The organism is Streptomyces sp. NPDC030296 (assembly GCF_055572815.1).
Genome location: NZ_JBVICQ010000001.1, coordinates 644,200 through 668,337, shown reverse-complemented (window position 1 = coordinate 668,337; position 24,138 = coordinate 644,200). Strand labels below are relative to the sequence as shown.

General features: G+C 73.2%; 19 protein-coding genes and 1 tRNA gene. 9 read left to right on the top strand and 11 right to left on the bottom strand.

Annotated elements, in window-relative coordinates:
• The first annotated feature begins 182 nt into the window (after window positions 1-182).
• Complete coding sequence (locus ACZ4Z3_RS02785; protein WP_468499339.1) at window positions 183-1,292, top strand: LLM class flavin-dependent oxidoreductase; 1,110 nt, start codon at window positions 183-185, stop codon at window positions 1,290-1,292.
• A 47-nt stretch (window positions 1,293-1,339) separates the two neighbouring features.
• Here the strand turns inward: ACZ4Z3_RS02785 and ACZ4Z3_RS02780 are convergent, their stop codons facing one another.
• Window positions 1,340-3,223: a putative bifunctional diguanylate cyclase/phosphodiesterase gene (locus ACZ4Z3_RS02780; RefSeq protein WP_468499338.1), complete on the bottom strand. Its 1,884-nt coding sequence runs from the start codon at window positions 3,221-3,223 to the stop codon at window positions 1,340-1,342.
• 375 nt (window positions 3,224-3,598) lie between these two features.
• Between ACZ4Z3_RS02780 and ACZ4Z3_RS02775 the strand changes: the two genes are divergently transcribed.
• Window positions 3,599-5,011 (top strand): M6 family metalloprotease domain-containing protein, encoded by a 1,413-nt coding sequence (locus ACZ4Z3_RS02775; protein WP_468499337.1) that lies wholly within the window; start codon window positions 3,599-3,601, stop codon window positions 5,009-5,011.
• A 99-nt stretch (window positions 5,012-5,110) separates the two neighbouring features.
• Here ACZ4Z3_RS02775 and ACZ4Z3_RS02770 read toward each other — a convergent pair.
• The 7 genes from ACZ4Z3_RS02770 to ACZ4Z3_RS02740 form a co-directional block, all read right to left on the bottom strand.
• Window positions 5,111-5,184 (bottom strand) — tRNA-Lys (locus ACZ4Z3_RS02770).
• On the bottom strand, window positions 5,175-5,828 hold the full coding sequence (locus ACZ4Z3_RS02765; RefSeq protein WP_468499336.1) for a hypothetical protein: 654 nt from the start codon (window positions 5,826-5,828) through the stop codon (window positions 5,175-5,177). Before ACZ4Z3_RS02765 ends, ACZ4Z3_RS02770 begins: the two co-directional genes overlap by 10 nt.
• A gap of 141 nt (window positions 5,829-5,969) precedes the next feature.
• Window positions 5,970-6,332: a hypothetical protein gene (locus tag ACZ4Z3_RS02760; protein WP_468499335.1), complete on the bottom strand. Its 363-nt coding sequence runs from the start codon at window positions 6,330-6,332 to the stop codon at window positions 5,970-5,972.
• Between the two features lie 430 nt (window positions 6,333-6,762).
• The gene (locus ACZ4Z3_RS02755; RefSeq protein WP_099964740.1) at window positions 6,763-8,106 is read right to left on the bottom strand and encodes an AAA domain-containing protein; all 1,344 of its coding nucleotides are present in this window, start codon (window positions 8,104-8,106) and stop codon (window positions 6,763-6,765) included.
• On the bottom strand, window positions 8,103-9,716 hold the full coding sequence (locus ACZ4Z3_RS02750; protein WP_468499334.1) for a hypothetical protein: 1,614 nt from the start codon (window positions 9,714-9,716) through the stop codon (window positions 8,103-8,105). The genes ACZ4Z3_RS02755 and ACZ4Z3_RS02750 overlap by 4 nt, the downstream gene beginning before the upstream one ends.
• Window positions 9,707-10,858: a hypothetical protein gene (locus ACZ4Z3_RS02745; RefSeq protein WP_468499531.1), complete on the bottom strand. Its 1,152-nt coding sequence runs from the start codon at window positions 10,856-10,858 to the stop codon at window positions 9,707-9,709. Before ACZ4Z3_RS02745 ends, ACZ4Z3_RS02750 begins: the two co-directional genes overlap by 10 nt.
• Window positions 10,809-11,882 (bottom strand): phosphatase PAP2 family protein, encoded by a 1,074-nt coding sequence (locus ACZ4Z3_RS02740; RefSeq protein WP_468499333.1) that lies wholly within the window; start codon window positions 11,880-11,882, stop codon window positions 10,809-10,811. The genes ACZ4Z3_RS02745 and ACZ4Z3_RS02740 overlap by 50 nt, the downstream gene beginning before the upstream one ends.
• 307 nt (window positions 11,883-12,189) lie before the next feature.
• On the opposite strand from ACZ4Z3_RS02740, the gene ACZ4Z3_RS02735 reads away from it, so the two are divergent.
• The 3 genes from ACZ4Z3_RS02735 to ACZ4Z3_RS02725 all read left to right on the top strand — a co-directional run bounded on the left by ACZ4Z3_RS02735 (window position 12,190) and on the right by ACZ4Z3_RS02725 (window position 14,802).
• Entirely contained in the window at window positions 12,190-13,386 is a 1,197-nt protein-coding gene (locus ACZ4Z3_RS02735; RefSeq protein ID WP_468499332.1) for an RNA-guided endonuclease InsQ/TnpB family protein, read from the top strand.
• Between the two features lie 77 nt (window positions 13,387-13,463).
• On the top strand, window positions 13,464-14,060 hold the full coding sequence (locus ACZ4Z3_RS02730; protein WP_468499331.1) for a histidine phosphatase family protein: 597 nt from the start codon (window positions 13,464-13,466) through the stop codon (window positions 14,058-14,060).
• A gap of 340 nt (window positions 14,061-14,400) precedes the next feature.
• Window positions 14,401-14,802 (top strand): hypothetical protein, encoded by a 402-nt coding sequence (locus ACZ4Z3_RS02725; RefSeq protein ID WP_468499330.1) that lies wholly within the window; start codon window positions 14,401-14,403, stop codon window positions 14,800-14,802.
• A gap of 88 nt (window positions 14,803-14,890) precedes the next feature.
• On the opposite strand, the gene ACZ4Z3_RS02720 is transcribed toward ACZ4Z3_RS02725, so the two are convergent.
• Window positions 14,891-16,396 (bottom strand): hypothetical protein, encoded by a 1,506-nt coding sequence (locus tag ACZ4Z3_RS02720; RefSeq protein WP_468499329.1) that lies wholly within the window; start codon window positions 16,394-16,396, stop codon window positions 14,891-14,893.
• 317 nt (window positions 16,397-16,713) lie between these two features.
• On the opposite strand from ACZ4Z3_RS02720, the gene ACZ4Z3_RS02715 reads away from it, so the two are divergent.
• Both ACZ4Z3_RS02715 and ACZ4Z3_RS02710 read left to right on the top strand, forming a co-directional pair.
• Entirely contained in the window at window positions 16,714-17,163 is a 450-nt protein-coding gene (locus ACZ4Z3_RS02715; protein WP_468499328.1) for a hypothetical protein, read from the top strand.
• A 126-nt stretch (window positions 17,164-17,289) separates the two neighbouring features.
• The gene (locus ACZ4Z3_RS02710) at window positions 17,290-18,153 is read left to right on the top strand and encodes a spermidine synthase (RefSeq protein WP_468499327.1); all 864 of its coding nucleotides are present in this window, start codon (window positions 17,290-17,292) and stop codon (window positions 18,151-18,153) included.
• A 28-nt stretch (window positions 18,154-18,181) separates the two neighbouring features.
• Here the strand turns inward: ACZ4Z3_RS02710 and ACZ4Z3_RS02705 are convergent, their stop codons facing one another.
• The gene (locus ACZ4Z3_RS02705; RefSeq protein ID WP_468499326.1) at window positions 18,182-18,757 is read right to left on the bottom strand and encodes a hypothetical protein; all 576 of its coding nucleotides are present in this window, start codon (window positions 18,755-18,757) and stop codon (window positions 18,182-18,184) included.
• A 146-nt stretch (window positions 18,758-18,903) separates the two neighbouring features.
• On the opposite strand from ACZ4Z3_RS02705, the gene ACZ4Z3_RS02700 reads away from it, so the two are divergent.
• Both ACZ4Z3_RS02700 and ACZ4Z3_RS02695 read left to right on the top strand, forming a co-directional pair.
• The gene (locus ACZ4Z3_RS02700; RefSeq protein WP_055519593.1) at window positions 18,904-19,608 is read left to right on the top strand and encodes a response regulator transcription factor; all 705 of its coding nucleotides are present in this window, start codon (window positions 18,904-18,906) and stop codon (window positions 19,606-19,608) included.
• Entirely contained in the window at window positions 19,605-20,999 is a 1,395-nt protein-coding gene (locus ACZ4Z3_RS02695; RefSeq protein WP_468499325.1) for a sensor histidine kinase, read from the top strand. Before ACZ4Z3_RS02700 ends, ACZ4Z3_RS02695 begins: the two co-directional genes overlap by 4 nt.
• 21 nt (window positions 21,000-21,020) lie before the next feature.
• On the opposite strand, the gene ACZ4Z3_RS02690 is transcribed toward ACZ4Z3_RS02695, so the two are convergent.
• On the bottom strand, window positions 21,021-24,008 hold the full coding sequence (locus ACZ4Z3_RS02690; protein WP_468499324.1) for an AMP-binding protein: 2,988 nt from the start codon (window positions 24,006-24,008) through the stop codon (window positions 21,021-21,023).
• Between the last annotated feature and the right edge of the window lie 130 nt (window positions 24,009-24,138).

The window sequence follows — 24,138 nt, the reverse complement described above, 5'->3', positions numbered from 1 at the left end:
GTTTCTCGCGCAGTTCCCCGCGCCCCTGGAGGGACGGGCCTGCGGCCCGCCCTCCCCTTCTCCCGCGCACCCCCGAGCTCTCCCGCGCAGGCCCCTCACCCGGACCCCGGAATAACCGGAGACCCCCTCCTGTTAACCCCCGGCGTACCCCAGAACCGCCGTGAACAGCAGGAGGCCCCGCCGTGACCGCAGACGAGATCCGAGGCAAGACACACGGCACCGCCCCGGCCCCGCTCTCCGTCCTCGACCTCGTCACCGTCGGCGCCGGCCGCACCGCCACCGACGCCCTGCGCACGAGCGTCGCCCTCGCCCGCCGGGCGGAGGACCGCGGCTACCACCGCTACTGGGTCGCGGAGCACCACTCCATGCCGGGCGTGGCCTCCTCCTCCCCGGCCGTGATCCTCGCCCACCTCGCGGCCCACACCACCCGCGTCCGCCTCGGCTCCGGCGGCGTGATGCTCCCCAACCACGCCCCCCTGGTCATCGCGGAGCAGTTCGGCACGCTGGAGGCCATGGCCCCCGGCCGTGTCGACCTCGGCCTCGGTCGCGCCCCCGGCACGGACGGTGCCACCGCCGCCGCCCTGCGCCGCTCCGCCCGGCTGCACGAGGGCGCCGACGACTTCCCCGAGCAGCTCGCGGAGCTGACCCGGTTCCTGGACGACGACTTCCCCGACGGCCACCCCTACCGCCGTATTCACGCGGTACCGGGCCCGATCCAGGGCACGTCGCCCGGCGGTGTGCAGTCCCCGCACCGCCCCCCGATCTGGCTGCTGGGCTCCTCCGGTTTCAGCGCCCGTCTGGCCGGTGAACTCGGCCTGCCGTTCGCCTTCGCGCACCACTTCTCCGCGCGGAACACGATCCCGGCCCTCGACCTGTACCGCGAGACGTTCCGCCCCTCCGCGGTCCTCGACGCCCCGTACGCGCTGATCGGTGTCTCGGCCCTCGCCGCCGACGAGGAGAAGGAGGCCCGCCGCCAGGTCAGGGCGGCCGCCCTGAACATGGTCCGCCTGCGCACCGGCCGCCCCGGTCTCGTCCCGACCCCGGAGGAGGCGGAGGCGTACCGGTTCAGCGCGGTCGAACAGGACTTCATCGACTCCTGGAACGCCGATGTCATCCACGGCACCGTCGACGAGGTCCGCACCCGTCTCGACGACCTCCACAAGCGCACCGGCGCCGACGAACTGATGCTCACCACCCACGCCCACAGCCCCGACCTGCGCCTGCGCTCCTACGAACTGATCGCGGACGCCTACGAGCTGCCGCGCGTCCTCCGTAACGACGGCGATCGGTGAGCGGCCTCGGACCTGGGGCCCGTACCGAGGGCACTCGGTAGGCGGCCTCAGGACCGGCGGCAGGCCGCGGCGCCCAGCAGTTCGCCGATCCGTTCGGGCGACACCGCGCGGGAGTACAGCCATCCCTGTCCGGTGTCGCAGCCGAGTCTGCGCAGCCGGGAGGCCTGGGCGTCGGTCTCCACGCCCTCCGCGGTGACGGTCAGCCCGAGCCGGTGGGCCAGCTGGACGAGGGCCTCGACGATGATCTCGTCGGCGGGGTTGGGCACCCCGTCGTCCCCGGTCCCGCCCTCCTGCGGCGTCTCGTACTGGAAGCCCCGGACGAACGCCCCGTCCAGCTTCAGCACCGACACCGGCAGCCGGCTCAGGTACGCGAGGTTGGAGTAGCCCGTGCCGAAGTCGTCGATGGCGATGCGGACCCCCATGTCGCTGAGGGCCTTGAGCGCCTGCAACGGGCGGCCGGCGGAGCCCATCAGCGCGGACTCGGTGAGTTCCAGCTGGAGCAGATGCGGGGCGAGGCCCGTCTCGGAGAGGATCTCGGCGACATCGGCGACGAGGTCGGAGTCCCAGACCTGGCGCACGGCGACGTTGACGCTGACGAAGATCGGAGCCCGGCCGGGGTGGTCGAGCTGCCAGCGGCGGGCCTGCCGGCAGGCGGTCGCGAGGATCCAGCGGCCGAGCTGGACGATCGAACCGTCCTCCTCCGCCAGTGAGATGAACCGATTCGGCGTCAACAGGCCGAACTGCGGGTGGTGCCAGCGCACCAGGGCCTCCACCCCGCGCACCTCGCCCTGCGCCATGCCCACCAGCGGCTGGTACTCCAGGACGAACTCGCCCCGCCCGATGGCCGCCCGCAGCGTGGACGACAGTGCCTGACGGGTCATCCGGTGGGCGTTGCGCTCCGGATCGAACAGTGTCCAGCGGGACTTGCCGTCGGCCTTCGCCCAGTACAGCGTCGTGTCGGCGGCCTGCATCAGCCCGGTGGCCGTGGTGCTCGCCGACTGCCGTTCCACCACGCCGATCGACGCCGACACGGACAGCCGCTGTCCGGCGAGGTCGAAGGGCGCCTGGAGGGTCCTGAGCACGGACTCGGCCAGGTCGGCGAGTTGTTCGGTGCCGGTGGAGTCCTCGACGAGGACGGCGAACTCGTCGCCGCCGAGCCGGGCCACCAGTGGGGCCGTGGCCGGCGCGCCCGCCGAACGGCCGTACGCCGCCGCCTCCGCGCACCGGGTGAGCCGCTCGGCGACGGCCGAGAGCAGCCGGTCGCCGACCCGGTGGCCGAGGGTGTCGTTGACCGCCTTGAACCCGTCGAGGTCCAGATACACCAGGCCGATCCGGCCGGTGCCGGCCTCCTCGTAGGCGTCCCGCTCCAGGGCGGCGGCCAGGCGTTCGAAGAAGAGGGTGCGGTTGGGCAGCCGGGTCACCGGGTCGTGCAGCTGCAAGTGCTGGAGTCTGGCCTGAAGTTGACGGTTGGCGCTGATGTCGGTCACCGAGAGCAGGACCGCGCCCTCCTCCTCGGGCAGCGGCGCCACGGACACCTGGACCCACAGGGAGGTCCCGTCGGGCCGTTTGAGTCGGCGTGTGCAGCGCAGCCGGGCCTGCCGGCCGCGCAGCACCTCGCGATAGGCGTGCCAGGTGCGGGTGTCCGCGGCGAGGTCGACCAACTCGGCCGCGACGCGCCCCGCGAGCGGTCCGGCCACCCCGTTCCCCAGCAGTGTCTCCATCGCCGCGTTCGCGGTGACGACCCGCCCTTCACGGTCGACGACGGCCATGGCCAGCGGCGCCGCGGAGAAGGCGGAGGGAGTGCTCTCGACCACCGCCCGGGCCGACGCGTCCGGCGCCGCTGACACATCTGACGCTTCGGCGTGACGCTCTGTAGTCGCTGACCGGACGAGGTCTGCCGCGGGCGCCGGCCCTTGGGACGTTCCGCTCACCGTTCGCTCCCGCAGTGCACTCGTTTTTCGTACGGATCTCGATTGTGTCGTCGGAGCGGCCGAACTAAGTACGAAGGGCGCTCTGGCCGTGTCCGTGCAGGAAAGTGTGCCGATCATAGAGGTTGCCCCCGGGGCCTTCTAGCCACTCTCCAGTCTCCCTGAACAACGACCAGATCTGACAGATCGTTTCTGCCCCGAGCTGAACGGCTTCCCGGAATCATGGACCGCTTGTGACGTTCCGTGAGTGCACGGGGTGTCGCCCCGGGGGGACTGTGCGACCGTCCCTCACCCGTCTGGTGCAGACAAACAGGGCAAAGTACTACTAATTCGGAAAATCTGGACGCGGCGTCCCAAGACTCGCGTTCGGAGGTTTCCGTGCAGCGTCCGCACCCCTGGAGGGGGCCTCTCCGGCAGGGACTCCTCGACGACCGTGTGCCCACGTTGCGCAGTACGGCGGCCATGCTGACCTCGCTGACCGCCCTCGCCGCGACCTCCCTGATCGCGGCCCCGTCGGTCGCCGTCCCCCTGTCCGAGGCGTGCGCGCTGCGCAGGACCGAGGCGCACCACTCGGAGGGTCTCGACACATGGAACGCCGCCTACCCGCGCCCCACACGCGACCTCGACGCCGTACTGGTGTTCCTCTCATTCCCGGACTCCACCCCCGTCACCTCCCCGGAACAGCTGACCGCCGATCACTTTCCGGACACCAGCCAGTTCTTCGAACGCGCCTCCTACGGCAAGTTCGCCCTCCGTCCGCATCCGCACCGCCAATGGCTGCAGATGCCGCGCCGTTCGACGTCGTACGCCATACGGCGGGACTGGAACGCGCCGCACCGGGCCGCCTATCTGAAGGACGCCCTCGCGACCGCCGACCCGCACATCGACTTCTCCCGCTACGACATCGTGTACTTCATCGCCGACCCGCACGCGCCCGGCGTCGACTCGGACGCGACGAAGGTGGTGAACCTGCAGTCGCCCCTGAAGATCGACGGGACGGGTCTGCGCCGCGTCGTCACCGTGTTCGAGAAGCATCCGCCGGACCGTCTCGTCCTCGCCCATGAGACCGGTCATGTCTTCGACCTGCCCGACCTCTACCACCGGCCCGTCGACGGCAAGGGTGACTGGGACACCCATGTCGGCGACTGGGACCTCATGGGGAGCCAGTTCGCCCTCGCGCCCGACTTCTTCGCCTGGCACAAGTGGAAGCTGGGCTGGCTCGAACAGCACCAGGTGGCGTGCGTGCGCGGTGCCGGTGTCACCCGACTGACGCTGGAGGCGGTGGGAGCGGGACCGGCGCGGACGGCGGAGGGGACGGTGCAGGCCGGGAACGCGGGAGGGCGGGAGGTCTCCGGCGGTGACGGGACCACCGGCGACGGTGGAGTCACCGGGGGCGGCGGGGGCTCCGGGGATGTCGTGTCGGCCGGTGCTCAGGCGGCGTTCGGGGCCGGCCGGGGGACGAAGCTGGCGGTCGTCCCCACGGGCCCGGACAGTGCCCTCGGCATCGAGGTGCGGGGAGCGGTCGGCAACGACTCCTCCGTCTGCGCGGAGGGTGTCCTCGTCTACCGCGTCCGCAGCAGCGCCGAGTCCGGCAGCGGCCCCATCGAGGTGCTCGACGCCCATCCGCTCACCGGGGCGTGCTGGGACGAGTCGGTCTACCCGCCCCTCGCGGACGCGCCGATGCGGGTGGGGGAGAGCTTCACGGTGCCGGGGGAGGACGTGCGCGTCGAGGTGGAGGGTCGTACGCCGTCGGGGGAGTGGACGGTGAAGATCACGACGACCGGTAGGTAGGCGGGGGGAGGGGGAAGGCCCGGCGGATGGGGGTGAGCCGGGTGGGCCGGGCGGCAACGAGAGAAGCCCCTCGCTTTCGCGAGGGGCTTCTTCGTGTCGTGCGCCGCCAGGGACTCGAACCCCGGACCCGCTGATTAAGAGTCAGCTGCTCTAACCAACTGAGCTAGCGGCGCCTGCTGACGTCGTAGACCTTAGCACCCTGATCGGCGGGAGGAAAAATCGATATCCGCACGGTCGCGGAGGCCCTCGCGCGGGCCGCCCGCACGGCCGCCCAGAGCAGAACCTCGGGCCCCGGAAGCCATGGCCGCGACGTGTCGGGAGCGACGACCCAGCGGGACCCGGGCCGGGCGACGGGGAGGGTGTCGTCGCCTCGGCCGCCACGGGGCTCCGGGGTGTGGAGGGCCGGGACGGTGACCGTGTCGCCGGTGCCGTGGCAGAGGAGGGGCGGGACGGCGCCCGTGCGGCCGGGCGAGCCCCATTCCTCCCACTCCAGCAGGGTGGGCAGGCGGTGGGCGGTGCCGGGGGAGGCGAAGAGGAGCATCCGCCCGCGGTGCACGGCCACCGGGCCGGATCCCGGTCCCTCGGTCCACAGCCGGTCGAGCATCCGTCGCCCGAAGAGGGCCGGCGCGCTGACCACGTCGAACACCGCCCCGCACGGCAGCACCAGCGGAGCGGCCCGCCGTTCCTCCCGCCGGGCCGCCGAGGTGCGCCGCGGATACGTTCCTGCCGAGGCGAGCCACGCGGCCCCCTCCGCCGTCACCCCCGTGACGTCGACCCGGTCCTGTGGATACCTGCCCGCATCCGTCCCAGCGCTCATGCCTTCATGTCTACCGGCCGTCACCGCGTGATTCCCCAGGGTTGCGGGAATGCGGTACGGGAGCGGTGCAAGTGGGGTATCTTGCCCACCCGGCATATGCCAGGAGGTGTTTCGCGGTCGGCCGAGGGTTGATCCGGCAGCTCAGAGGGTGTCCGGGCCGCTCACGTCGTGCCCGCGGAGCAGATCCCGCCCGAAGTCGACCATCTTCTTCGCGTAGTCCTCGGTCCACTCGGCCCGTTCCGCGATGTCCGCCGCGGTCAGACGGTCGAACCGCCGGGGATCGGCCAGCTGGGCCGCCGCGATCGCCTGGAACTCCACGGCCCGGTCCGCCGCCGCCCGGAACGCCTGCGCCAGCTCCGTCGACCGCGACAGCAGCGCCCGCGGATCGTCGATCGACTCGAGATCGAAGAAGTGCTCGGGGTCGCCGGCCGCCTCCGCCGGCTCGAAGAGCAGGGGCGCGGGGCGTAGCCGCGGTTCGTGCCGACGCGGCGTGGGCTCCGCCATGTCTTCTCCTCCTCGTACGACGGTGCACGGGGCCTGTCCCCGGGGTGTCCCCCGGAAGGGCCACCGTCCATTGTCACGTGACCGCGCAAGTAGGCATAGAAACGAGCCACCCCCGCCCACGCGCCCCTACTCCACCGCGCGCCCACAACCACGACGTCACGCGGTGCTCCCCCAGCTCCGCCGCCATCGCACGGTTCGCCTCCGGGTGTCGCCGACGCCGCTCCGCCGCGCGGCTTACGGCTGCGACGCCACCCGGTGTTCTCCCAGTTCCGCCAGGACCGCGTGGTTCGCCTCCCAGCCGTCCGGGGCCCTGTTTCGTTCGGCCGCCTGTCGGCGGCGTGCCGGACTCCGTCCGGCGGGTGGGGCGGTGGTGCGGTGGGCGCCTGCCGGGCGGGCGGTCCGTGTCGCCGACCCCGTTCCGCCGCGCGGCTTACGGCTGCCACGGCACCCGGTGTTCCCCCAGTTCCGCCAGGACCGCGTGGTTCGCCTCCCAGCCGTCCGGGAACTTGACGGTCACGCCCAGTTGGACCGGCTCGGTGGACGGGTGGTCGTCCAGGAGGTCGGTCACTCCCGCGCGGCAGACCACGATGCAGGCGTGGCGGTGGCGGGAGGCGAGGACGCACAGGCGGCCGGTCTCCAGGTGGAAGGCCGTCGCGTCGGGGCGGCCGGAGAGCGGATGGAGGACGACGGTCACGTCGTACTCCCGGCCCTGGAGCCGGTTCGCCGTGTCGACCACCACCTCGGACACCCCCAGCTCGGCCAGCGCGGCGCGCACCGCCGCGGCCTGGTCCCGGTGGGCCGTGCCGACGGCGATCCGGTCGGCGGTCAGCGGCACCGGCTCCTCGGCACGCTCCGACGTCGCCGCCCCGCCCCGGTCCAGCAGCCGCCGTACGACCCGGGCGACCGCCCGTACCGCCTCGGGGTCGGTCCGGGGCGTGTGGCGGGCCGGCAGCTCCAGCAGCCCCCACCCCGATTCGGCGGCCTCGTCGATGACCCGGTCCGGGCCGGAGCCGTCGGACGGCACCGCGAAGGCGAGCCGCCGGTCCCCGTGCCCCGTGCCGCTGCGGAACGGCGTGAACGGGTAGAACGCGTCGGACACGAGCGGCGCGGCCGACGCCGGGAGCCGCCATGACACCGGCAGCCGGTGCTGTGGCAGCTCGGGGTTGTGCGCCAGCAGGGTCGTCACCGCCGAGGCCGACGGGTCGTACGACAGCCCCGCCCACTGTTCGCTGCCCACGATCGAGAACGGGTCCAGCTGCCCGGGGTCGCCCACGAACAGCGCCCGCTCGAACAGCCCCGCCACGGCCAGCAGCGCGTCCGACCGCATCTGGTACGCCTCGTCGACGATCGCGTGCCGCCACGGCTCGACACCCTTGACGTGGGCCCACTTCGCGGCCGTGGAGATCACGACGTCTAGGCCCGCCAGCTCGGCCGCCTTCGTCGACTTCTTCACGTTCGGCAGGGCGTCGAGCGCCTTGTCGTACGGGTCGGAGTCACTGCTGTGCAACCGGCCCACCGGCAGCTCGGGGTCCTTCTCCGCGAGCCGGATCACCAGGTCGTCCACCTGGGCGTTCGTCTGCGCGATGACCATCAGCGGGCGTCCGGCGGAGGCCAGCTCCAGCGCGGCGCGGACGACGAGCGTGGACTTGCCGGCACCGGGCGGCGAGTCGACCACGACCCCCCGGTGCGTGCCGTGCAGGGTGTCGCGCAGGATCGCCTCGGTGGCCCGGCCGGCCGCGGCCCCCGGGTCGAGCACTGCCTCGGCGCTGGTCACAGGACGTCCTCCTCGGTCACCGGGTCCGGCAGCGGCACGGCGTCGGACTCACCCGGCGGCCCGCCGTGCGTCCACGGGGTGTCCTCGGGCTCGGGCAGCTTCGCCCCGCCCCGCTGGTCGTGCTCGAACAGCGTGAAGCAGACCCGGTCGCCCTTCTCCGGGACCGACCCGACCTCCGGCTCCTTGCCCCGCCCCATCTTGTCCATGATCCGCAGCGTGAGGAACACCCCGCGGCCGTCGTCCTCCGCGTCCTCCTCGGCCGCCACGAACTCGGCGGTCTGCGGCTTCCCGCCCAGTGAGCGGTACACCTTCACGCGCTCCCCGAGATGCGGCCGGTCCTGAGTCGTCACGGTGACCAGCGGCCGGGGGCTCGGCCGCTTGCCCTCGCTGTACGCCATCACGACATCCGTGACCTCACCGGCGAACGCCTCCCCGGCCAGCCGCCGCCCGGCCATGACCAGCGGGTCGTCGAGGGCCTCCTGGGCGTCGAGCCGGGCCTGCTCCCGCTCACGCGCGGCCAGTTTGTTCGCGGCGGTGACCGCGTCGTCGATACGGGGCTGCGGGGGCTCCCCGGCGACGATCCGGTCCCGGTGGCCGGTGAAGGACCAGCGGTCCCGGGTCCACCGGTCGGCCGCGTGGGCGCCCTCCGGCAGGGCGCGCAGCAGGTCGAGGCCGTGCCAGACGGCGTCCCAGGTGGGCCGGGTGCGGCTCTCGACGAGGGCGCGGATCTCGCGCTCGGCGGCGGTCAGCGCGCCGAGGCGTGTATCGGCCTCCAGCCCGTCCTCGGCGGCGGCCAGCGCCAGCCGCGCCCGGTCGTACCGCTCGATGGCCGGGGCCAGCAGCTTGTTGTCGAACGCCGGGTCCGTCGCGGGACCGGCGGGCGGGCACAGCAACTGGCCCTCGGCGTCCCGCGCCAGCTCGGCCCGCCGCGCCGCCGCCTCGCCCGACTCGCCCTCCGGCGGGTCGATCCACGCGAGCAGCGACGCGAGGTGCTGGTCCTCGACGCCGGACTGCCCGGTCGCCCAGTGCCGCGCCAGCAGGTCCGTCAGGGCCAGCAGCAGCGACGAGCCCGGCACCCGCGCCCGCTCCCCGAAGTGGGTGAGCCACCGCCCGAGCAGCGGCACCCGCGGCGGTGCCGGGTGGGGCGCCTCCGGGTCCTGCTCGGCGGTCCGCCGGAACCGCATGGAGCGCCCGAGGAGCCGTACGAAGTCGATGCCGGTGCGGCTCGGCACGATCAACTGCGGGGCGTCCGCGCACAGTTCGACCTCGACCTTGACCCGCTTGCCGGTCTCCGGGTCGGTCTCGCTGCGCTCGGCCGCCTCCACGACGTCGGCGTACGCGTCCACGTACGGCAGCAAGATGTCGGCCAGCTCAGCCAGGAACGCGAACCGCAGGTCGCGGTCGCGGGGCTGGGGGACGACCAGCAGCCGGGGCGCGTCCCGGTCGGTGCCGACGAGCGCCCCGAGCGGGGCCCCGGCCTCGCCGGCGGTGGTGAGCGGCACGAACACGAGGGGCCGCGCGGACAGGTGCCGGTGCAGGACCGTGGCGGCGGGCTGGGCGCGGCCCGAGCTGATGGCTTCGAGCCGGGCGAGGGTGGCGATCAGTGACACACGGCCCCCTCGGTGACCGGGACGGGCGCACCGGCCGCCGCGAGGGCCTCCGCGCGCAGCTCCGCCGCCCGGCGCAGCGCCGCCACCGTCGGGTCGTCGGGGTCGCCCGCCCTGCCGTGGGCCGCCGCCAGGACGTCCTCGACGGTGGTGAGTCCGCCCAACTCGGCCCGCGCGGCCCGCCCCAGGGAGGTCACCGCGCCGTCCGCGCGGGAACGGGCCCGGCAGTGGAAGGCCAGCTCGCAGGCGGCGAGGCACTCGGGGGCGTAGGTGGCGGAGAGGGCCTCGACGGCGGTCGTCAGCTCGTCACGGGGGAGGTCGGGGGCGAAGCAGGTGCCCTCGGGGAGGGAGGCGGCGATGTCCTCGATGCGGGTGAGCCGGGTCAACTGACGCCGGGTGACCGCGCGTTGCTTGCGGATGTCGACCGCGGCGGCCGTGGGCAGGTTGGTGAAGTCCTTGGGGCACACGAGCAGCACCCGGTGGTGGACGGCGGGCGCGGGGTCGAGCCGGGCGGCGACCTCCTCCAACGCCAGGACGTAGACGGCGGACTGGCGGGCGGCGGCGCCCACCTTCGCCGGGTCCGCCGAACCGTCCAGCATCGGGAAGGACTTGATCTCGACGACCGTCCAGGTGCCGTCGGGGTGGACCACCACCGCGTCCGGCTCCAGGAAGGCGGGGGAGCCCGCAACGTCCAGCGCCACCATGGGGTGGTCGAGCAGCGCCCAGCCGCCCGCGTCGGTGGCCTCCCTCAGGGCCAGTGCCGTACGGGCGGCGCGACCCTCGGGGCCGACGGCGGCGAGGTCGGGGACGGACGCGACGGCCGGCGGCTCGGCGGCCGGGTCCAGTTTCTCGTGGACGAGTCTCAGCAGCTCAGCTCCACCGTCCGCCTTCACACGGGCCTCGAAGGCGTTGCCCCGCATGAAGGCGAACTGCGACTGGCCGAAGGCGGAGGGCGAGCCGAGCGCGTCCGCCAGCACCGCCTTGTTCACCCCGGCGCCGTCCAGCAGCGCGCGGCGCTCGCAGCCCGGGTTGGCCGCGAGCGCGGCGAGGGCGCGCGCGTCCAGCGCCTTCGGTGGGACCTCGGGTCCGCGCAGCTCAGCGAGCTGCTGCCGGAGCGCCGTCCCCTGCTTCCGAGGGGGCGGCACCCGGCTCGGGTTCGGTGATCCGCTGCCGTGGAATTCGCTCACCCGGCGAAGTCTGGCATCCGGCACTGACAATCGGGGACAGGGCGCCGGGAATGGCCGGCGGGACGGGGGTGACGGCGTCGTCCGCGCGTCCCTCCCGGCGCGGCCCGCCGTCGCCCTCGCCCCGGACCACGAGGCCGGGGTCGGCGCGGTCGCCGCCGGTCGCCGTGAGCCCGAGCGCGACCCGGCACCGGTCCGCGGTCCGCAGGACCAGCGGCGCCAGCAGCAGGCCGACGCCCATCACGGCGGCGCCCGCCGCCGCGTCGAGGAAGTAGTGGTTCGCGGTGCCCATGACCACGATGGTGGTGATCACGGGGTACGCGACGGCCGCGGCCCGGACGAGGCGTGAGCCGCCGCCGAAGCGCCACAGGATCACCCCGCACCACAGCGCCCAGCCGACGTGCAGGCTCGGCATCGCCGCGTACTGGTTCGTCATGCCCCCGAGGCCGCGGGGCGCGCTGGCCTCGCCGCCCCACCAGCCCCAGGAGCTGTAGTGGGCCATGGTGTCGACGAAGCCGTGCGCCGGGTCGAGCAGCCGGGGCGGGCAGGTCGGGAGCAGGGTGAAGCCGATCAGGCCGATGAACGTGGAGGTCATCAGCCAGGTGCGGGCCGCGCGGTAGCGCACGGCGTGGGAGCGGAAGAGCCACACCAGGAGCACGGGCGTGACCAGGTAGTGCAGGGACGCGTACCAGAAGTCGGCGGGTATGCCTATCCAGGGTTCCCGTGTGAACAGCCGGTTCAGCGGATGCTCGGCGTTGAGACTCAGGGCCTTCTCGAAGCGCAGGATCGCCAGGCCGTGCTCGACGGCGGTCGACGTGTCGCCCCGGGCGAGCAGCCGGCCGGCCGAGTACGCCCCGTACACCAGCAGGATCAGCGGCAACTCGGTCCACCAGCGGAGCCGCGTGTGCGTGCCGGGCACTGCCTCGGTAACCGGTGCGCCGGCCCTCTCGGTGACCGGTGCTTCGGCCGCCTCGGTCTGCGGCATCCGATCGCCCTCCCCCATCTGCGTCCACTGTGTTCACCTGTGCGTCGTGCGCGGGACGTCCTCCCGTGTGCAGGACGTTGTCCAAGACGCTGGGATCGCCCCTCGGGTTGCCCCCCGGCAGTCTGAGCGATGATGGACGCATCCGCCTCTTCATTCAGGCTCCTCCGTGGATACTCAGCCGTTCACGGCGGAGGGGAAACGGACTCCTGCGGAGCAGGGCAGGGAGCGGGGTTTCGTCGCCAGGGCGAAAGACCGTCTTCTGACCAGCAGTTTTGTCCTTTACATGCAGTCCCACTAGTTTGTGAGCGTGTCCACGACGCATGTGAAGCGGGCATTCAAGTACCGCTTCTATCCCACGGGCGAGCAGGCAGCCGAGCTGTCGCGCACGTTCGGCTGCGTCCGCAAGGTCTACAACATGGCGCTCGCCGCCCGCACAGAGGCATGGGCGCGGCAGGAGCGGGTGAACTACAACGCCACGTCGGCGATGCTGACGGCGTGGAAGAAGACCGAGGAACTGGCGTTCCTCAACGAGGTCTCTTCCGTGCCACTCCAGCAATGCCTGCGCCATCTGCAGGCTGCGTTCACCAGCTTCTTCGGCAAGCGGGCGAAGTACCCGCGCTTCAAGTCGAAGAAGAAGTCCCGCAAGTCCGCCGAGTACACCACCAGCGGTTTCCGCTTCCGTGACGGCCGGCTGACGCTGGCGAAGATGTGTGATCCGCTGGACATCGTGTGGTCCCGGCCGCTGCCGGAGGGCGCGAAGCCGTCGACGGTGACCGTGTCCCAGGACGCGGCCGGGCGCTGGTACGTCTCCCTGCTGTGCGAGGACCCGACGGTGAAGCCGCTTCCCGCGACAGCAACCGCTGTGGGCGTGGATGTCGGTCTGGACCACCTGCTGACCCTCTCGACCGGGGAGAAGGTCGCCAACCCCAGGCACGAGCGCAAGGACCGTGCCCGGCTCGCGCTGGCCCAGCGCCGTATGGCGAAGAAGACCAAGGGATCGGCGAACCGGGCCAAGGCCCGACAAAGGGTTGCCAGGATCCACGCCAGGATCGCCGATCGCAGGCGTGACGGCCTGCACAAGCTGACCACTCGTCTCGTTCGTGAGAACCAAACGATCGTGATCGAGGACCTGACCGTACGCAACATGGTCAGGAACCGGAGACTGGCCCGCGCCATCAGTGATGCCGCGTGGGCCGAGTTCCGGAGCCTGCTGGAGTACAAGGCCGCCTGGTACGGGCGGGAAGTGATCGCGGTGGACCGCTTCTTCCCCTCGTCCAGGCTGTGCTCCACCTGCGGCACCTTGCAGGAGAGGCTGCCGTTGCACGTCCGCACCTGGACATGTGACAGCTGTGGCACGACCCACGACCGGGACGTGAACGCAAGCAGGAACCTGCTGGCCGCCGGACGGGCGGTGTCGGCCTGTGGAGCTGGTGTAAGACCTCAACGGAGTTCTCCGGGTGGGCGGTCGGCGATGAAACAGGAAGTCTTACGGCGCGAGCCGTAAGAATCTCCTCCCTTCAGGGAGGAGAGCGTCAATCTCCCTTCTCCCAGAGGGAAACCCACCCCCGGAAAGGTTTTCGCATGGCACCGCGCATCCTGCTGGCCCGCCACGGACAGACGGAATGGTCCCGGCTCGGGAAGCACACCGGCAGGACGGACGTCCCCCTCCTCGAAGAGGGCCGACGCGGTGCCAAGCTGCTGGGCGAGCGCCTGCACCGGCCGCCCCTGGACGGGCTCCCCGGAGTCGAGGTCCGTACGAGTCCCCTCTCACGCGCGCGTGAGACCTGCGAACTGGCCGGGTTCGGTGAGCGCGCCACCGCGTGGGACACGCTCATGGAGGTCGACTACGGGGCGTACGAGGGACTCACCCCGGCCGACATCCACGCCCTGCGGCCCGGTTGGCTCATGTGGCGCGACGGCGTCCCCGGCGGGGAGACCCTCCAGCAGCTCACCGCGCGCGCGGACGACGTGGTGGAGTGGGCGCGGAGCGGGGAACGCGATGTGCTGGTCTTCGCCCACGGTCACATCCTGAGGTCCATAGCCGCCCGCTGGCTCGGCCAGGGCATCGACTTCGCCGCCCGTGTCCGCCTCAACCCGACGTCCCTGTCGGTCCTCGGCTGGGCCTACGGCGACCCGGCGATCGAGTCGTGGAACGACACGGGGCACCTGTCCGGCTGAGACGCCTCACCGCACGCGGAACCAGGCCTCGAACTCGACCAAGTACCGCTGGCCCCGTCCCCGCCCGCCGTTCGGCAATCCGCACCCTAGGACAGCGCGCCGGGACGGGACAGGTGGTTCCCGTCGGACCGCCGACGGTAGTGGGACGCGTGAGTCCGTGGAGAGTCGAGGGAAATATGTCGCGTACACGACATGGCCGGTTTCGCCCTGTTCGCCGCCCCGTGCGGCCCAGGAACATCCCGTGGTGTCGGTGCGAACGGTCAGGTTCGTGAGGCCGCTCGTGCTGCGGCTGCCAGGGGGACCACTGGGGGAACCCGGCTCGCCTCCAAGGGGGAAACACGTGTCCATACGCACGACCATGACCGCATGTCTGTTCTCCGCCGTGCTCGTCGGCGGCGCGATGGCCGTCGCGCCGACCGCGTCGGCGAACGAGTCCAGCGCGCTGTCCTGCTACGGCAGCGCGAAGTCCTACTCCAAGCCCGCGGGCAACCGCTGGTACCCGCAAGGCGGTCCGTACCTCACGGCCACCAGCAACTGCAACGACATCAACATCAAGCCCAACACCACGACCCGCATCGCGGTGTGCTTCCTGCCGAGCTCGGGCGGCACGTCCTGCCAGTCGTCCTTCAAGACCGCTCCGGCCGGCCAGTGGACCGTGGTCGCGACGGACGTCCGGGACGGCACCCGCTTCTACTTCGACTTCGGCTCGACCACGGCGAACTCGGGGGTGTGGGCGGCCTGACCAGCCACTGTGCACATACGGCACGAGTGCGGGGCCGGGGCCGCCACAGGTCCGGCCCCGCACGTGCGTGAACCCCGTTGTCAGAGCACTAGGCGGTTCGCGCGACCCCCGCGTGGCGTTCCAGGAACGCCGACACGCCCGCCGCGCGGCGGTGCGGCAGCAGGACGCGGGCCGTGCCCGCGAGCATCTGCTGGACGCGGGAGGACTGGACCTCGTCCAGCAGGTCGAGGACCCGCATCCCCGCCGCCGCCGCCTCGTCGGGGCGGCCCCCGCGCGCGAGGTCGTCGGCCAGTTCGGCGGTGTAGAGGGCGATGTTGCGGGTGAAGTGCGGGTTCTGGAGCTGCGCTGCCCGCCGCGCGTGCCGGGCAGCGCGGGGCCAGTCGCCGAGCGTGGACCAGCACTGCGCCTCCAGTGCCTCCAGTTCGGCCTCGCCGTAGAAGGTCATCCACTCCGGGTCGGCGTCGGACGTCCCCCGCCCGAACAGGGCGTGCGCCCGGGCCAGCGCCTGCTCGCACCCTGTGCGGTCGGCGAGCCCCGACCAGCCGCCCGCCTCCCGCAGCGCCAGCAGGGACATCAGCCGCGGCGAACCGAGGGGCCGCGCCACCCGCTGCGCGGCCTGTGCCGCCCGTACCGCCTCCCGCGGTCGGCCCGCGTCCCGCGCGAGGAACGCCGTGTTGCAGAACGCGTGCGCCTCCAGAGCGGGGTCGCCCGACATCCGGGCCGTGGCGAGCGCCTCCGCGTAGTGGGAGCGGGCATCGTCGAAACGCCCCGAGTCGTGGGCCAGCCAGCCCACGGAGATGGCGAGTTCACCGGCGCCCGCGTACAGCCGGTCGGCGCTGGCCTGCCGGGTGGTCCCCGCGTCGAGCAGCGCGTACGCGGCCCGCAGCGGCGCCGAGGCCCTGCGGTACAGCCCGTCGGCGCCGTGCCGGTCGTCGAGCAGCCGGATCTTGCGGACGGCCGCTTCGAGGGCCCCGGCCTCCGACGAACCCGGGCGGAGCGCGGGACGGCCCGTGGCCGAGGCCGTGCCGGCGAGGGGGCCGAAGGAGGCGGCCGCCATGGCGGCGGTACCCCCGGTCATGAATGCGCGACGTTGCACGTCGCTCTCCTCGTGGTCCTGGTACGTGTGGTGCGTGTCCCGCCAGCCGTGGACATAGCCCGTGTCGCCCCGCGGGTCCTGCATGTCGTACGTCTCGTGCGTTTCATACGGCTCGTACGCCCCTTCCGTCTCACCCCTCGCACCGAGTGGGGAGCGCGAGCGGCTCTCGGTGCGAGGGGAGGGCGCCTCCTCGGTGGAGCGCGCCCCCCTACCGCGTACCTCCGCGCGGGGCGCGAACCCCAGGTCGGTCAGGGTCCGGCCCGGGAACATATGCAGGAACACCCGTTCGTACGCGTAGTTCGGGCAGCGGATCTCTCCTGACTCGACCCGCCCGACGTAGCGCGCGTCACAGCTCACCCGCTCACCGATCTCACGCGCGGCACGGCGTACCGCCGCGGCGAACTCGCCCGGCGAGCGCTGCCCGCGCAGCCGCCGAAACGCGAGGTTCGGCCGCTGAGGCCGGGGGGACTGGGATGAGGTCACCGATGACGACGCCATGGTCGGGCCCTCTCTCGCGAACCGTCGAACCGTGCCGGAATCAGGGGAGTCGTCCCAGTCGAGTTGTCCGCGTCCCGGGGGGTTGGTTCCTCTGTGTCCGGCGGGGCAAGAACGTACCCGCCTCACGGATGCCTCGATGCGAGGTTTGGCTACAAACCGGATATCTCATCCTTGATCTGCCATGAACTGCCATCCTTTGCGGCACGGTTCCGCCGTAGCCGTTGACAGGCCCGCGCGTTGGGCAGCACGGACCGGGAGCGCCCGAACTCCCGCTGCCGTCTGCAGGAAGAAGGGGGTTGTACGCGTTGGAGGCCCGGATGAAGAACGTCGAACCCCGTACGCCGTTGTCCGACGTGCCCGCCGCGGAGCCCTGGCCGACCCCCGAACACGCCGCCCCGTCGGCCCAGTCGGCCTCCGAGTGCGACCTCGTGACCGTCCCCGCGCGGCAGGGCCTGGAGGCCGTCGACATCCTTCGGCGCGGGGCCCTCGACGTGGTCGGGCCCGTCATGACCGTGGGGCCCGTCCTGCACGACGACGCCTGCGACACCCTCGGGTTCCTCGTCCCGCCGGGCACGGCCGACGCGTGGGACGTGCCGGGCAGCACCTGTACGCAGAGCGAGGGGCGGGGCGCGGTACTGGCCCCCGCGGACGGCGCGGACTGGCTGCTGCCGCCGGGGGAGGCGGACCTGGCGACGGACCCGGCGGTGCTGCGGGCGGCGCTCGGCGAGGCGGCGCGGCTGATCGAGGCCGCCGACAACTGCCGCTGAACGTCGCGGACCGCCAGGCGCCGGGGGCCGTGCCGCCGGACCCCGTCCGGGAAGGGGCGGCGGCCATGGTCCGTCGGGAGCGCACCGGCGTGGAGGGGCCTGCTCCGCACGGTCGATAATGGCCGTATGGGCAGGTCCAAGAAGGGGCGGGGACGGGGAGCCGACGTCGTCGCCGAAGCGGTCGACGGAGGGCTCGCCGAGCTGGTGCCGGATCCGGACCGGGGGCGGGCCTGGACGCTGCTCGTCGACGGGGCTCCGCAGTCGCACGTCGACCTCGACGACCCCGCGTATCTGTCGTTCGAGTACCAGCGGCGGCTCGGCCACGTCATCGATCTCGTCGCCCCGGCCGGGCGGCCCGTGCACGCCGTGCACCTCGGCGGCGGCGCCTTCACCCTCGCGCGGTACGTCGCCGCCACCCGGCCCCGGTCCACCCAGCAGATCGTCGAACGTGACGCGGCGCTCGTGCAACTCGTACGGCGTGAGCTGCCGTTGGACCCGAACGCCCGGGTGAGGGTGCGGTCGACGGACGCGCGCGAGGGTCTGGCCAAGGTGCCGGACGGCTGGGCGGACCTGGTGATCGCGGATGTCTTCAGCGGGGCGCGCACCCCGGCACATCTGACGTCGACGGAGTTCCTCACGGACGTACGGCGGGTGCTGAAGCCGGACGGGTGCTACGCCGCCAACGTCGCCGACGGCCCCCCGCTCGCCCACCTGCGCGGCCAGATCGCCACCGCCGCCGCCGTCCTCCCCGAACTCGCGCTGGTCGCCGACCCGGCCGTGCTCCGGGGCAGACGATTCGGCAACGCGGTCCTCGTGGCCTCGGGCCGGCCGCTGCCGCTCGCCGAACTCACCCGCCGTGCCGCCTCCGACCCGCATCCCGGCCGCGTCGAGCACGGCAGGGCGCTCACCGACTTCACCGGCGGGGCGGCACCCGTGACCGACGCGGCGGCCGTCGCCTCACCCGCCCCGCCGCCCTCGGTGTTCCGCTGACTCGCGGGCAGGGCACGGCAGTCGGCGGTCAGAAGTTCTGCACGTCCACGCGGGGCGCGCTGTCGTGCCAGGTGCAGAACACCGACACGCGGTCCGAACCCGCGGCGAAGTCCACCCGGATCCAGGACTCCGTCTTCCACACCTGCATCGACCAGCCCGAGCCGGGCGTCGCGGAGACGAGGGTGGCGTACGTCCTCGTCAGCGAGAAGACCACCCGGCCGCCCTCGGTGTCGTACGCCTTGACCTCACCCGAGTCGCCGGAGTCGCCGGACGTACCGGTGCCCGGACTCGGGCTGACCGGCGGGGACTTCGTCGGGGCCGGTGACGCCGTGCCGGTGCCGTTCCTCCCCTGAGCCCCCTTCCGCTCCGGCCGGCCGGCACTGGGGGAGGGGTCCGGGCGGGCGGTGTCGGAGACCCGTGCGGGCTCCTCGCGGCCCTTCCCCGGGTCCTTGGCGTCGGCGGCCGTGATGGGCAGGGCGCGGGGCGGGTCGTAGGCGGTGCCGGCCATCACCGTGTGGACACCCCACCAGGACAGCGTGACCGCCGCGCCCGTGGCGAGCAGCCAGGCCAGTACGTGTAGGAGTCCTCTGCGCATCGCGGCCATCCTGCACCACGAGTCCCATCCGTGTCGTGGGGTGCGGGACCCCGTCCGGCGCGTGCGTGGCCTGCGGCGGCCGTGTGCGCGGAGGGTGTGGACAAGTTGTCCACAGGCCCCGACCGGGCTCGTCCCGATGGCGTACGGTGCGGCGCATGGCAAGTGTGCTCGTGGTCGAGGACGACCAGTTCGTACGCTCGGCGCTGATCAGGCATCTGACGGACGCCGCACACACCGTGCGCAGCGTCGGTACGGCCCTGGAGGCGCTGCGCGAGGTCGCCCATCACCGCTTCGACCTGGTCGTCCTCGACCTCGGGCTGCCCGATCTGGACGGCTCCGAGGCGCTGAAGATGCTGCGCGGGATCACCGACGTCCCGGTGATCGTCGCCACCGCGAGGGACGACGAGACGGAGATCGTCCGCCTGCTCAACGCGGGCGCGGACGACTACCTGACGAAGCCCTTCTCCGTGGAGCACCTGTCCGCCCGGATGGCCGCGGTGCTGCGCCGCGCGCGCGGCCCCGTGGGGGAGCCGCCCCCGTCCACGGTCATCCGCGTCGGAGGTCTCGCCATCGACCCGCTGCGCCGCCAGGCCGAACTGGACGGCGTACGACTCGACCTGACCCGACGCGAGTTCGACCTCCTCGCGTTCCTCGCCGGCCGGCCCGGTGTGGTCGTCCCCCGCAAGGAACTCCTGGCGGAGGTGTGGCAGCAGTCCTACGGGGACGACCAGACGATCGACGTCCATCTGTCGTGGCTGCGGCGGAAGTTGGGGGAGACGGCGGCGCGACCGCGCTATCTGCACACCCTGCGGGGCGTCGGGGTGAAGCTGGAGCCACCGGGACCGGCGGTGCTGCCATGAGGTGGGCGCTGGTCAAGGTGTGCGTGGCGGTGACGACGATGGTCGTGGTCGCCTTCGCCGTGCCGCTCGGGCTCGTCATCAAGGAGATGGCCCGCGACCGCGCCTTCTCGGGCGCCGAGCGGGAGGCGGCGGCCATCGCCCCGGCCCTGTCCATCACCAGCGACCGCGAGCAGTTGGAGCGGGTCGTCGCCTCGGCGGGCGCGGACGACGGGCTCGCGGTCCACATCCCGGCGGTCGGTGACGGGGCCGCCGCGCTCGACCTCGGCCGGCAGCGGGCCTCCGACAAGGACATCGCCACCGTGCGCGAGCTGGGCCGCGCGTCCACCACCGAGGTGGCGGGCGGGTCCACGCTGCTCCAGCCCACCGCGCTCAGTTCGGGCGAGATAGCGGTCGTGGAGGTGTTCGTCCCGGAGTCCGAGGTGAGCAACGGCGTGGCCACCGCGTGGGCGGTGCTCGCCGGTGTGGGTGCGGCCCTCGTCGTCGGCTCGGTCGCGGTGGCCGACCGGCTGGGGGTGCGGATGGTCCGGCCCGCCCGGCGGCTGGTGGACAGCGCCCATGACCTGGGTGAGGGGCAGTTGGGCGCGCGGGTGCCCGAGGAGGGGCCGAAGGAGCTGCGGCTGGCGGCGGTGGCGTTCAACGCGATGGCCGACCAGGTGGTCCAGCTCCTGGCCAACGAGCGGGAGCTGGCGGCGGACCTGTCGCACCGGCTGCGCACGCCGTTGACCGTGCTGCGGCTCAACGCGGCCTCGCTGGGCGACGGGCCGGCCGCCGAGCAGACCCGGGCGGCGGTGGAGCAGTTGGAGCGCGAGGTCGACACGATCATCCGGACGGCGCGGGAGGCCAAGCCGCAGACCGTGGCGGTGGGGCCGGGGGCCGGGTGCGACGCGGCGGAGGTGGTCCGGGAGCGGATGGCGTTCTGGTCGGCGCTCGCGGAGGACGAGGGCCGCAAGTGGCGGGTGGCCGGGGTCGAGCGGCCGGTCCGCATACCCGTCGCCCGGGCCGACCTCGCCGCCGCGCTCGACGCCCTCCTCGGCAATGTCTTCCGGCACACGGCGGAGGGCACCGCCTTCGCCGTCGACGTGCACAACGGCGAGGACGCCGTGATCGTGCTCGTCTCCGACGCGGGCCCCGGCATCGCCGACCCCGAGGCGGCCATGGCACGCGGCCGAGGCTCCGGGCACGACGGCTCGACCGGGCTCGGCCTCGACATCGTCCGCCGCCTCGCGGAGGCGACGGGCGGCGACGTACGCATCGGATCGTCGGTGCTGGGCGGCACCGAGGTGCGGATCTGGATCCAACTGGGCGCCCAGGACGGGAGAGGGCCGACGCGCAAGGGACACCGCGGGGCGATGCGCCGCAGACAGAGGCGGCCGGCGTCGGTGTTCAAGTAGCCGCGGTCGCCCCCGACGGCCTCACGGCCGTCGCACGGCTCGGGTCACCCGGGTCGTCACCGCCGCGTACGCGATGCCCACGGCGAGGGAGGCGAGGAGGGCGAGGGCGGGGAAGTCGTCCTGGAGGTGGGGGTAGACCTGGAAGTGGGTCAGATAGATGTAGAGGGAACTGCCCGCGAGAAGGCCGGCCAGGCGGTTCAGGGGAGCGAGGCTGGGCAGCGTCGGGACCCAGATCAGCAGGGTCAGGCCGGCGATCACCACGGCGGTGCGCAGCTGCTGGTCCGGCTGGAAGAGGCCGGGCGTGACGAGGACCAGGACCGCGGTCAGGAGCAGCCGCCGCCGGGCGGTGGTGGCGCGGGCCGCGGCCCAGCCCAGGGCGAAGAGCCAGAAGACCACCGTGGGACCGAGGTGGAAGCGGGCGGGGGCCAGGCCGGCGATGTCGTAGCGGCCGAGAAGCCCTACGGCCAACAGGGCGAGCGGGAGGCCGAAGGGGTGGCGCCGCTCCAGACGGTCGACCAGGGGGAGGGCCAGCAACAGGGCGAGGCCGACGAGGAAGTAGAGCAGGGCCTCTATGAACCAGTAGTGCCACTCGTGGCGTTCGGATCCCTGGTCGAGGAGGCTGTTGAGGAGAAGGGCGTTCGCGGGATCGTAGAGGCCGGTCGCCAGGACCGCCGCGGTGATCCACGCCGCGCTCGGCAGGGCGATCCGGGCGATGCTGCGCCACAGATGCCGTACCCGCGTGCGGCGTTCGGCGTCGGTGACGTGGAAGCGGGCGAAGTTGTGGCCCGCGACGCCGATGAGGATGTGGGCGGCGCCCTGGAGGGTGAAGAGGTGGATGTGCGAGCCGACGATCAGGACGATGCCGACGGCGCGCAGGGCGATGCCGGTCTCCAGGGTGCGGCGCAGGCCGGCGCGGGTGGGGGCCGGCCCCGTCTCGGCCGGGGCGGAGGCGGCCGGGGTCGCCGCCGGGGCCAGGTCGCGCAGGGGGCGGGTGTGCCAGTCGGGTGGGAGGGCGCCGAGTGCCTGCTCCAGGCGCAGGGACATCTCGACGTAGCAGAGGGAGTCGCCGCCGAGTCCGACGAAGGTGCTGTCGTCGGTGACGTCGGTGCGGTCGAGGATCTCGGCGTAGAGGGCACGGAGTTGCTCGGTGGGGTGCCGGTCGTCGGTGGAGGGCAGGTCGTGGGCCGGGGCGCGGTCGGCTGAGGGGGGTTCGGTGGTGCTGCTCCGACCGGCCGGGGGTGGTGCGGGGCATGCGCTCCGACCGGCCGGGGTGCCCGGAGCAGCGGGCGCACGCAGGTCAGCGGCCCCGCTCGGCTCGGTGCTGGTGCTCCCCGCGTCGCCCGCGCCCCCCGCGCGCCCGACGGCCAGGGAGGATGTGGGCCGGGTCGTGACCGGGGCTGGGGACGGCGCCGGCGCGGTCCGGCCGGTGAGCCGGCGGACCGCCGTGTAGTCGGGCTTGCCCGTGGGCAGGCGGGGGAGGTCCGCTTCGGGAAGGGCGCGGAGGCGTACCGCGCGGGGCGGGAGACCGCACGCGGCCGCCGCCAGGCGTCGGAGACGGGGCTCGTCGGCGGCGGTTCCGGCGGCGGTGATCGCCAACTCGTCGCCGTCGCCCGCGCAGTACGCCTTCACACCGTGCCGTTCCAGCGCGGCCTCGACGCGCTGCGGGTCGATGCGCAGGCCGAGGATCTTCGCGAAGCGGCTGCGGCGGCCGACGATCTCGTACAGGCCGTCGGGCGCCTGCCGGGCGAGGTCGCCGGTGCGGAGTTCGGTGACGGTACGGCCGAGGGAGAGGTCCGCGGGGCTCTCGGCGTAACCGAGCATCACGTTGGGGCCCGAATAGACCAGTTCGCCCACGAGGGTCCACCGGTCGCCCTCGCCGCCGGCCGGGCCGTGGTCCGAGGCACGGACGGGGGTGAGTCCCTGGCCGGGAGTGAGCCCGTGGCCGGCGGTGGGTGGGTGGCCGGGGGCGAGCGCGTGCTCGTGGTCGTCGAGCGGCCGCAGGCGGAAGGAGCCGCCGGGGATCGGGATGCCGACGGCCTCCGGGCGGGTGGCCGCGAGGTGGGGCGGCAGATAGGCCATACGGGCCGTCGCCTCGGTCTGGCCGTACATGACGAACAGGTCCCAGCCCCGGCGGCGCCCCAACTCGGCATAGCGGGCGACCCGTTCGGGGGCGAGCCGACCCCCGGCCTGGGTGATCCGGCGCAGGTGCGGCAGCTCCATCCGGTCGAAGCCGATCCGGTCGAGGAGGTCGAAGGTGTACGGCACCCCGGCGAGCGACGTGGCGCCGGTGGCGCGGAACTCGGCCCAGAAGGCGTCCTCCGTGACCGACCGCTCGGTGAGGAGCAGCCCGGCGCCGCGCAGCAGGTGGCTGTGGATGACGGACAGGCCGTAGCAGTAGTGCATCGGGAGGGTGGTGGCCGCCCGGTCGGTGTCGGTGATGCCGAGGTACGTGGCGATGGACTCGGCGTTGGCCTGCACGTTGTCGTGCGAGAGCCGTACCAGCTTGGGGGAGCCCGTCGAGCCCGAGGTGCTCAGCAGGAGGGCGAGGTCCGGGTGGAGGGTGTGGGCGGTGCCGGGGTGGTGCTCGTCGAGCGCCCAGGTGCCGTCGGGGCCGGTGCGGGCCACCACGTCGGGCGTGTACGCGGCGGTGAGAGAGGCGATGGCCTCGTCGCCGTCGCCGGGGACGAGCAGCACGGGGTGGCCGGCGGAGAGGGCGGCCAGATAGGTGACCAGCGCGTCGGCGCGGTTGGCCCCGGCCACCAGCACCAGCCGCCGCACGCGCCCGAGTCGCTCGGCGGTGGCGGCGACGCGCTCGGCCAGGGCGCGGTAGGTGACCGTGCCCGTGGGGGTGTGGAGGGCGACGCGGTGGCCGTGCGCGGCGAGGTCGCGGGCCAAGGGCACCGTGCGCGGTCGCGGGTGGGGACCCGGGAGCAGGACCGGGCCGGCCGGAGCGGGGAGGGCGGGCAGGGCGGCGGAGGGGGCCCGGACGGGGCCGGAGGAGTGGATCACGGGGCGCGGCCTTTCCGGAACAGCGTCCGCGGGTAACACACGCCCCTTGACGCTTAGGCAAGCTTTACCTTATTCATAGCATGTTCACAGTTGGCCAAGAAGCGTCAGTTCGCCCTCGCCGACCGAGGCC